Origin of the sequence: Actinomyces sp. ZJ308, from assembly GCF_011752065.1 — a bacterium.
Lineage (GTDB): Bacteria > Actinomycetota > Actinomycetes > Actinomycetales > Actinomycetaceae > Actinomyces.
Genome location: NZ_JAAIJY010000049.1, coordinates 1 through 9,390, shown reverse-complemented (window position 1 = coordinate 9,390; position 9,390 = coordinate 1). Strand labels below are relative to the sequence as shown.

General features: G+C 56.7%; 5 protein-coding genes and 4 pseudogenes. 6 read left to right on the top strand and 3 right to left on the bottom strand.

What is annotated here, in order from left to right; translation table 11 throughout:
- Positions 1-1,836 precede the first annotated feature (1,836 nt).
- From HCR68_RS13415 to HCR68_RS14365, 3 genes and pseudogenes are all read right to left on the bottom strand, one after another.
- On the bottom strand, positions 1,837-1,977 hold the full coding sequence (locus HCR68_RS13415; protein WP_167150288.1) for a hypothetical protein: 141 nt from the start codon (positions 1,975-1,977) through the stop codon (positions 1,837-1,839).
- Between the two features lie 49 nt (positions 1,978-2,026).
- Positions 2,027-2,233 (bottom strand): annotated as a pseudogene (locus HCR68_RS14370) (transposase family protein); the annotation flags it as partial.
- A 194-nt stretch (positions 2,234-2,427) separates the two neighbouring features.
- Positions 2,428-2,498, bottom strand: a pseudogene (locus HCR68_RS14365) (transposase family protein); the annotation flags it as partial.
- 468 nt (positions 2,499-2,966) lie between these two features.
- On the opposite strand from HCR68_RS14365, the gene HCR68_RS13405 reads away from it, so the two are divergent.
- The 6 genes and pseudogenes from HCR68_RS13405 to HCR68_RS13380 form a co-directional block, all read left to right on the top strand.
- Positions 2,967-3,626, top strand: coding sequence for a hypothetical protein (locus HCR68_RS13405; protein WP_167150299.1), 660 nt, complete (start codon positions 2,967-2,969; stop codon positions 3,624-3,626).
- A gap of 317 nt (positions 3,627-3,943) precedes the next feature.
- The gene (locus HCR68_RS13400) at positions 3,944-4,207 is read left to right on the top strand and encodes a hypothetical protein (protein ID WP_167150297.1); all 264 of its coding nucleotides are present in this window, start codon (positions 3,944-3,946) and stop codon (positions 4,205-4,207) included.
- A 3,010-nt stretch (positions 4,208-7,217) separates the two neighbouring features.
- The gene (locus HCR68_RS13390) at positions 7,218-7,796 is read left to right on the top strand and encodes a hypothetical protein (RefSeq protein WP_243859142.1); all 579 of its coding nucleotides are present in this window, start codon (positions 7,218-7,220) and stop codon (positions 7,794-7,796) included.
- Between the two features lie 136 nt (positions 7,797-7,932).
- Positions 7,933-8,130: pseudogene (locus tag HCR68_RS14360) on the top strand (hypothetical protein); the annotation flags it as partial.
- 228 nt (positions 8,131-8,358) lie between these two features.
- A complete protein-coding gene (locus tag HCR68_RS13385) occupies positions 8,359-8,925 on the top strand; it encodes a hypothetical protein (RefSeq protein WP_167150290.1) in 567 nt (188 codons plus the stop codon).
- A 222-nt stretch (positions 8,926-9,147) separates the two neighbouring features.
- Positions 9,148-9,390 (top strand): annotated as a pseudogene (locus HCR68_RS13380) (hypothetical protein); the annotation flags it as partial.

The following is a 9,390-nucleotide window of genomic DNA, read 5'->3' as shown; positions in this document are numbered from 1 at the left end:
ACTCGAGGTTGTTGTGGGAGGTCCTGCACGGCGCCTACCGGCGTCTGGGGCTGGGGGAGGCGGTCGGGGGTGATCGGGCCTTTGAGCAGATGGTTCTGGCGCGTCTGATCGAGCCGACCACCTGCAAGGCCCAGGTCCCCCGGGTGCCTGACCACCCTCCTCGTCAGCGTCGTCGTTGAGTGCTGGTCCCAGGTCCAGGACCTGCTGACCGGCCAGGAGCCGCTGGCGTCCCAGGCGCATCAGTGCGGCCAGCTTGGCCTCGTCGTGGGCTGAGCCCAGGTGCTCCACGATCCGGCGCACACCATGCCCCTTGACTACGACCTGCACGGCCGTGGCCCCCGAGACTGTCTTGACCTGACGCAGGTACGGACTCACCCACCAGATTCTACCGCCGCCTTAGTGCCCCGAAACGACCACCCCACCCCCATTATTCCAACGAAAAACCCCACGCTGAAACACAAACCACCCTAACCTGTGCAACTCATGTCAAAGGCCCGTTATGCTTCAGGTGATTCGTCTAAGACGCCGCTGCCGGCCGACCCCAACTTGACGTCTATGGAATATGATACCTATGGGAGCGGTAAGGCAGAGGGCAAGGAAATGGGAGAGCAGCATGCGGAAGACTAAAAGGAGAGGCGAGAGAATGAGGAGTAGATTGATTCGATTTCCTCGAAGGCTGTGTCAAGATGTCGCCGTTGGTCTGGTAGCAGCCGCAGTGTTCTCGGGCCTTTCAGCCTGCCACACTGGCGGCACCCGGTCGAGTGCCCACAGTTCGGCGTCGACTGCTGACGCATCAGACGACAAGGTCCCCAGCAACGTGGAGATCTGCAACCTGCTTCCTGCCGGCGAGTTCGAGGAGCACGCCGGAGCGCAGGTAGAGCGATTTCAGTTCAGCCACGCCCCTTACGATACTTACCCATCGTTTTTCTGTACCATAGGCTATGACCGTGCCAGTCAGAGCGATTTCGACTTTCTGTCATTGCGTTATGGTGAAGCGCCCCATCCCGGCTCCAGTTCTTTGATGCAAGGGGTCTCGCAGATTTCCGGTAACTCGAAGGTCAGGTCTTTTTCCGTCCAGGGGCTGGAGGGTGAAGGAGTGTCGTACTACGAAGATCAGGGCGCGTACGGGGCGGCATGGAAGTTTCCCGATGGAAGGGGGATGAGTTTGCTGCTGTCGATACGGAGTACGGTCAGTCGTGATTCGGCCGAGGACCCGAGGGAGTTTCTCGAGTGGTTTGTGGGTCGTGTCGCCTTGAGGGTCTCGGACCTGGCTGCGTCTCCGGGGCAGGCCAGTACGTCATACCCCACGTAGGGCTCTGGGGTGCCGGGTGTTTGACCTGTTTCATTGTTAATGTCCGCTTTGGGTAGTTGGATCAGGCGTCATTGTGGTCTTCCGGGTTGGTTTGATTGTGTCGTTGTCGTCTGTTTGGAGTGTGTGGTGTTTCTCGGACAGGGGAGTTTATCTTCCCGTGAGTCGATAGGATAGATCCCATGCCAGCAGCGAAATACTCGGAGGAGTTCAAGAATTAGGTCGTGCGTGAGGTCATCGGTGAAGGACCGCACGATCATCTCGGTAGCGGCCTCGTACGATTCTCAGGCCCAGACGGTAGGTAACTGAGTCGCAAAATACAGAAAAGATCATGCCACCAACCAGGGGACCGCAAAAAGGCCTCCGAGTCGGCGGAGATCGCGAAGCTGAAAGTGGAAAACAGGGAGCTGCGTCAGGAGAACGAGTTCCTGAGAAAAAAGCAGCCGTCTTCTTCGCGAAGGAACGACCGTGACAGAGCGCTACGAGCTCGGGGCCGCGAAGAAGGCCATTACCCCATTGAAGTTTTCTCACCAGAAGCCTTTATTGAGGGTGAGGGTGACCAGGGCTGCGGCGGTGATGGTGGTGATGGCTGTGGGACTGAGAGTGAGGTGCTTGAGGGTCTTGAATTGCTTGGTCAGGGCGTTGGCCTTCTCGACCGGGGCTCGCATGGGGGTGATCAGCCCGCCCGCGCCATCTGGTGTCGGGGTCGGGGTGCGGGTTCTTGGCCGGGACCTTGATACCGATGCCGGCCCCGGTGTAGCCGTCGTCGCCGATATGTGAAGGAGGGTCGGCTCCAGGCGGGAGGTCGGTGGCGAGGATATTGAGCAGGCCGGAGCGGCGCAGCGCCTCGGCATCGTGAGTGCGTCCGTCCTGGAGGTCGGACACCCAGGCCAGGGTCCCGGCCTGGGTGCAGGCGACCTGCACGTTGAGTCCGGTGGTCTTGTGCTTGCCTTAAGTCAAGCTCCGGACGGCTCTTCCAAGACCAGCACTCAAGGAGGGTGCCGTCCACGATCGGCTGGGCCGTGGGGTCGAGGTCCTCCACCGTCGGCACGCCGCTTCCCAGGGCGTGGGCTAACAGGGGTGTGTAGGCGGTGACGAGCCGGGAGGCGGTGGACTGCGAGACGCCGTAGACTTCGGCGAGCAGCTCCTGGGGCAGGTTGTGCCTCAGGTAGGTCAGTGTCAGGCGCACGCACAGGAACAGCCCCAGCACCCGGGCCCCGACGCCGGCAGGTCGGGACTGCTGGCGTGAATGGTCTCGCACAGGTCCACAACCTCGCTGCGGGTGATTCTCGTGCTATTATTCATGAAGGTGGTTTGCTTCCTGTGGTGTTTTAGATTCGACACCTGAATTCCCTCAGGAGTAGGCCGCCCTGCCTAACGACGCACACCCCACTAAAACACTTTAAGCACCCCTATGAATAAGCCTCATTGTGTTCGTTGTGCCAGGGAGGAGGTTTGACGGATGGTGAAAAGGAGTCGTTGCAGAACAGTGTTCCTGAGCTGTTTGATGAAGCCGGTAACCTCGATTCAAGCAGACTGACCGGGGATACGGCGACTAAGTTGAATAATGTTATTGACCATCCTCAGGGCGTGTTGAACGCCGACACTCAGGTTTGTTTGATTGAAGCAGGAGCGAGTTATGGAGAGGCGTACCAAAATGCGCACGACTAAAATTTTTCCTTCTTCACGCCTATTATCAATTTTTGCAGTTATTTTGGTGTGTTCGATTTTGCAGGGATGTGTTCCGCACCGTATGCAGCAATCTACCCCGACGCCCGTGCCGACAGTTCTGTCTTCAGGAGAGTCAGACTGGGTGTGCCCGGGAGTGCCTCAAAGCGCCGCTCGGCCTATCGTAGGAGATCGTTTTGACTGGAATGAAATCAACTCCGACGACAATGAGGGGGAACTAAGGGGGTGTTACATTTGGAAGATTCCAAAAAAGAATGGAGGGTCATATTTGAGTGTAATGTGGGGTGAGTCTACAAGACTTAAAAAGGCAACGGACTACTCATTTGATGAAAACAGTGACGTATTTGATCCCACTGAGGTTGATTATGGTATCGAAGGTGTGGATGGTGTAGGCGCCTTGGTGGAGCCGCATTCTGGGAATGTGCGTGCTGCATGGAAGTGCGGTTCATTCAAGAGGGGAATCATAGTTAAGATACTGTATGATTCTCAAGAAGAATATCCTCGAAATCTCGGCGAGGATGCAACTAATATGGTGAAACTGATTCGCCCCTGGGCCTGTGGTGAAGTCGCTTTGCCCGGCGCTGATGTAGCGACAAGTTCTGGGGCAGCAACTACAGGGGGTTATTGATAAAAGTCTTTAGGGCATTGCTGTTGGGCTTATAACATTAAGCGAGGCGATAATTTTCTTTTGACCTACATTCAAACTTGCCATGGCGTTTGGTAAAAGCGCTGCTTCGAAAGGCGCTGAGATTGGCATAAATGAGTTGTTCGGTAAGGATACGGGTTCCGAAGAGGCTAAGGAAAATGACCAACAGGCGAGCCTTGAATATCAGGCGCTGTCAACTCTTCAGACAGCATATACGCAGGAAGAGCGTAAGCGTATATTCGAAAACAATACCGGAACCAGCATAGAATCTGTATATTAGTCCGGATAGCGAGCTTAAAGTGGACCCAACTCAGGTCGATCCTAATGACCACGACAATAGTGATGACGATAAAGGTGATGAGGGCAAAAAACGGCCTCCTGTTCTCACTCCGGAGCAGCGAGAAGCACTTATTCACTTGTCGGAGGAACTTCCGCATGACGCCAAGGAGGTAGATCCTCAGGACGGCAAACCGGCCATGAGGCAACATTCTGGCGTACAGGGTTTTGATGACGATAAAAGAAATAAGGCGTATTCTGGGGCCTATGACCGCGCGACAGAATGAAGAAACTAATTTTCTGGGTTTCAGTTGGCCGGTCGAGACTCTCGGTAACGTTACAGTCAGATCAGTTGAGTGTTGCGTGTGATGCCGTAATGCTAGCGTGGTCTGGTTTTAGTGGATCCAACATATACTTCACCCCCGTCAAGTTTCTTGTAGACCAAGGAGTTCTAGTGAATTCTAGTCAGGCTTTTCGAGTACCTTTTCTTTCTGCGGCATTAGTTTTGGCGTTGTGCGGATGTTCGCCAAGTCATGATTCGAAACCCGATGCAGTGCCCAGTAGTGTCGCTCCATCTGAAGTGGATTCTACGTGCCCTGGAGTGCCGATTTCTTCGGTGGGCTTGGTGTTGGAAGATCTGCATTTTTCGCCTACTTCGTTTCCGGAGCCGGATAGCGACACCGTCAGGAATGTCGAGTGTTTTGGTAGTATGGGCAACGATGATGACATGAAAACTGTTTTCTTTACTCGTTTCGGAAAGAATTTGACGGGCGAAGATGTTCACGACAATTGGAGGGCCTATGACGGGTCATTGTCTAAGGACGTGTTCCCTGTCCCAGGAGTCGAGGGCGCGAAGGGGGAGGTCCTCCTGGAAAAGGCGGGAGGAGGAAGCTCCATTGTTACCTGTGGCGATTCCTTCATTCTTATCACGTTCTTTCCGGTGCCTCAACTGAATGGTGACCTTAACGTGAATCTTCGCAACCTAGCGCTATCGATGGTGCCATGGGTCTGCAAAGGAGAGCCGGTCCCAGGCCTCGGAGCCCCTCTGAGCCCGGCATTCCCCACTGGGACCGCCCCAGCGTCAACCATCCCAGAAGCACAAGGTGACGATCCAGCTCAGACCTCACCCGAGTCAAGCCCCGAACAGTAGCAGACCACACCCGACGCTTTACCGACTCATCCGTTTGGGAGTGTGTCGCCGGTACGTTTCGGTTTGGGATGTTGCTGCTCGGCATGATCGCAGGGTGCAGTGTGTTGTGGTGCGTCGTTGTGCCACCGAAGGGTGTCAAGCCCCGGGTTTTGTGGAGGCTGTTTTAGTTGGTTGTGATGGCTGGTTGTGATTGTTATTGGCGGTTCTGGTTGACGTCGGGGCCCAAGCGGCTTCGTGCTCGGCGGGGGTGCGCATGCCGATGGCGGAATGGGGCCGGGTGGTGTCCGTACCAGTGGACCCACTCGGCGGTGGCGACCACGGGCGGCGTCGGTGTCCTCCCAGGGGCCCTGGTTGCGGATGAGCCCCGGCCTTGTACAAGGAGTTCGGCGCCTCAGCCAGAGCGAAGCCGAAAGGAATCTCCCTTGGATCCCACCGAGGCGACCGCCTCGTACTCGGCCAGAGCCTGCCCATAGCGAATGGACCGGTACTGGGCGGGTTCAACCAGTGTTGCAACCACCAGTTGAACCCGCCCAGTACACGTCTCATAAGTTTCTGGACCACCTGAAGTCCTATGGTATCCGCCCATCCGTGGGGCGTACAGGGGCGTGCTGGGACAATGCGTGGGCGGAATCCTTCAACGCACACTCAAAACGAGAGGGTATATAGAATGGTGTACCCCACATATAGAATGGTGTACCCCACGGGACAGAAGGCGATCAACGATATTGCCTCGTGGGTAGAGATGAGATACAATTATGTTCGCCTTCACTCAGTCCTGGGGTACCGCACGCCTAACGAGGTCGAGCAAGAATTCCTAGGCCTAACCAAGGCAGCCTGAAACACAAAACAAGCAGTGTCCGAAAAGCGCTCAGTAGTCCAGGGAGCCGTAAATGTTGTACAGTCGGTTCGATGGAACGCGCCAACAGAGAGTCTTTTTCATTGCATTTAGTGTATCAATCGCTCTGAGTTTGTTTGGTTGCGGGGACTCAAGACCAGTTAATGCGGCGGCTACCGCGGCTGCACCGGCCAGTGTTGACACCTCAGCTTCGCACTTCACTTGCCTGGGAGTTGCTGACGAGTCAGTAAAAGCGGTCTTTCCTGATGTATCGCTCCGAGATTCGTCCGGTCGGTACAGTGATGGAGGGTATCGACGCTTAGATTGTTCGGGAGAAGTTCGTGCTAATGGATCTGCGGATACAACCGTATTTGAGTCGTTGATCAGTAGGAAATCTTCGGCGAAAAGTCGCGAGAACGCCTATCGAGGTCCGGGGTCGGAGAGATTTAATGTCCAAGGTGCGGAAGGGGCATCGGGGGATGTTCGCGTTATGGAGAACGATCGGGGTGTCAGTAGCCTCATCACTTGTGGCGACGCTTTCGTGATGGTGACTCTCTATGCAGATGTAGCTCCGATGAACGGTGATATTAAGAAGAATGCCAAGAATCTTGCTTTATCTATGGTTCCGTGGACGTGCAACGGTGAGGTGATCCCGGGTCTTGGACAACCGTTAAGTCCTTCGCTCGTCGGCGAGAGCGATTCGCCGTCAGGGTCAACTGCGACTTCAACCTGATTCAGTGGAGATCGGTAAAGTCCGCGGGTGAGTTGCCGGGTGTTATTTGCTGCCGTATGTCTGGTGTTTCAGTTCGTTTTGCTCAGACCCAAGGGTTCTCGCTCGATCTCGTCGGGCATGCGGTATCCCAGGGTCGAGTGAAGGTGGACCTGGTGGCAGACTCTTCGCGTCTAACAGCGTGGCGGAGTTGCACATCGCTTGGTTGTCGATGTTAGTTGGTGCGCGTTTCGCCGGTCCGGTGTGTCGATGGGAACAGTGGTGGCGAGGTGCCGTGTCTGCGGCGCCTCGCCGGGGTGGGGGAGGGTGCGAGCCTTATCGAGGGGCGTGACGTTTCCGTGACGCCCACGGGTTCTGGTCGGTAGAATCTGGGGTTGGTGTTGTGCCGGGGTATGGTTCCGGCTTGATCGTGGAAGGCCTGTTGTCATGAGTCGCTCCTTGTCGTGTCTGCCTCGTCCGCCCCACCGGTCTGGTCGCCGTCGTCGTGTTGTCGGCGCGCTCGGCGCATGCCTACTCACTGCTTCCCTCGCATTGGTGGGGTGCTCGTCGAACAGTTCGAGGGCCGGGGACACCATCCCACCCATGAGCAGTGCGGGCGCCACCAGTGGTTCGACGGCATCGTCGACTGCCGCCTCGGGTGGGGCATCGGCCGGTGCGAACACTGCGGGCTCGGGCCCGGTGACCGCCGAGTCCCTGTCCGACCCGGAGCTGGGGTACACGGTGGTGTCCATCCCCGAGGGCCTGGACGCCACCCAGACCAAGGTCCTCCAGGACTTCATGGCCTACGACAAGGCCACCTGGCGCATCTGGTTCGGCGGAGGGAAAGACACAACGGGCATCGACAGTGTTGCCGCAGGAACAACATTGCAGCGTGTCATCGAGAATGCGGCCAAGATGAAGGCTGATGGCCAGCACGCGCAGCCACCGGTGAGAGTCTCCGTGTCGGAAGTTTACGTGGATGACGGTGGGGCGACGGCGCAGGTGACGATGTGCGTTGATCAAAGAAAAATGACGATGCTTGACGAGAGCGGCAATGACGTGACGACGCAGGCGCACAGGATCCAGGTGCCGTTAGCGACAAGGATGACGCTTTCCGGTAATAACTCCTGGCTAGCCACTCAAGGGCAGCGTGGGCAGGACGGGGAATGCTCTGTTGACTAGGGGGTGTGAGATGAGAAAGACGCGAGCATCAAGAAGGACGTTGCTCGTAACGTTCGCCGCCTTGGGTATTGCCACTGGCGTTCTGAATCCCGTTGGCGCAGAGGCGGACGATACTACTGCTGGTGGGGGTGCGTCGGCGTCGGGCTTGCAGCTGTCCGCCCCTGACGGTAAGGCCTCCTGCGCCGGCTTCGGTATCCCCTGGCACTCCGGCATGCCGGAAGGGTCAAGTCCCTGCACGATCTCCTTCAACCGCAGCTCGGCCCACCTGGGCGGGACCACGCCCCTAAGTATCCAGGTGGCCTACTCCGCCACCGACGGGTCCAGCGGGACCCTAGTCGTGCGCCCATTATCGAGGCTCTTAGCGTTCAGAGCATAAAGATGCGTATCGGTGAGCATCTCCCGTCTCCTATAGAAGTTAGGCTTGGTGGACATCTGAAGGTGTGTGCTACGTGCAGACACAAGTGGTTTGAAGTTTAAATGAAAGGATGAAGGGCTAATGTGGTTAACTCGAGCTCTTGGCCATAGACTCACCGTTGCTAGCACTGTTCTGACAGCCGTTGTTGTGTCGCTGATGCTGGCAAGTTGCGGTGTTTTGCAGGAGAGAGATAAGGAGCCGATCTTAACGCATGATGTATTTCGCGGCATAGTTCGAAATCAGACACTTGAGCAAGGCCTTTCTTTCGAAACGACAAGATTCTTCTTCTATAACTCGTATTCCGAGGATGCTGGGTTAAGGCATTATAAATGCAGGCTTGGGGCTAGTAACTTTGATGCTGGCGAGCTCCGTCTTACGGTCGACTACTCCTGGTCGAGTGACAATAATCTCGACTCGTTTGTGCATGGTCAAACTGAGGGATATTCTCAGTTGAGCGAGAATGTTTCTAGTCCCGGCACAGGTTGGGTTCAGGAAGCGGGAAGGAGTCTGTTGTGGTTCTATCCTGACGGGTATGTCCTGAAGGTGGAGTTTCGTAACTCGGACGATCAAAACTGGGTTCCAAATAATAGTCAGAAAAGTGCAATAGTTTCATTGTTCTGCGCGCTGGTCGATTCGGTGCCCGAGTACAATCGGGCGGCTGGGCATGTTGCTCCTACGATGGCCCCTGATGAGGGATTGTCAACGTCGGATTAGTTTCGGAATTTTGCGGCTGGTTTGAGGTCTCCTCGAGTTTGGAAGTATGTCGCCGTCTGAAGCGTTGCTGCTCGGCATTGTCGCGGTCGCGGAGAGTTAGCAGACATGCCTTGTTCGTGATGACGTTTCTGTGATGCTGGTGGCGTTCTGGTCGGTAGAATCTGGAGCGGTTCGTGTTGTGCCGGGGTGTGGTTCCGGCTTGATCGTGGAAGGTCTACCCCTATGAGTCGTCCCCTGTCTCATCTGCGCCAGCCCTCCGGTCGTCGTCTTGCCAGTGCGCTGGGCGCGTGCCTGCTCGCCGGCTGCCTGGCCCTGGCGGGATGCTCGTCGAACAGCTCGAAGGCCGGCGGCACCATCCCACCCATGAACAGTGCGGGCGCCGGCAGCGGCTCGACGGCATCGACTGCCGCCTCGGGTGAGGCATCGGCCGGTGCGAACACTGCGGGCTCGGGCCCGGTGACCGCC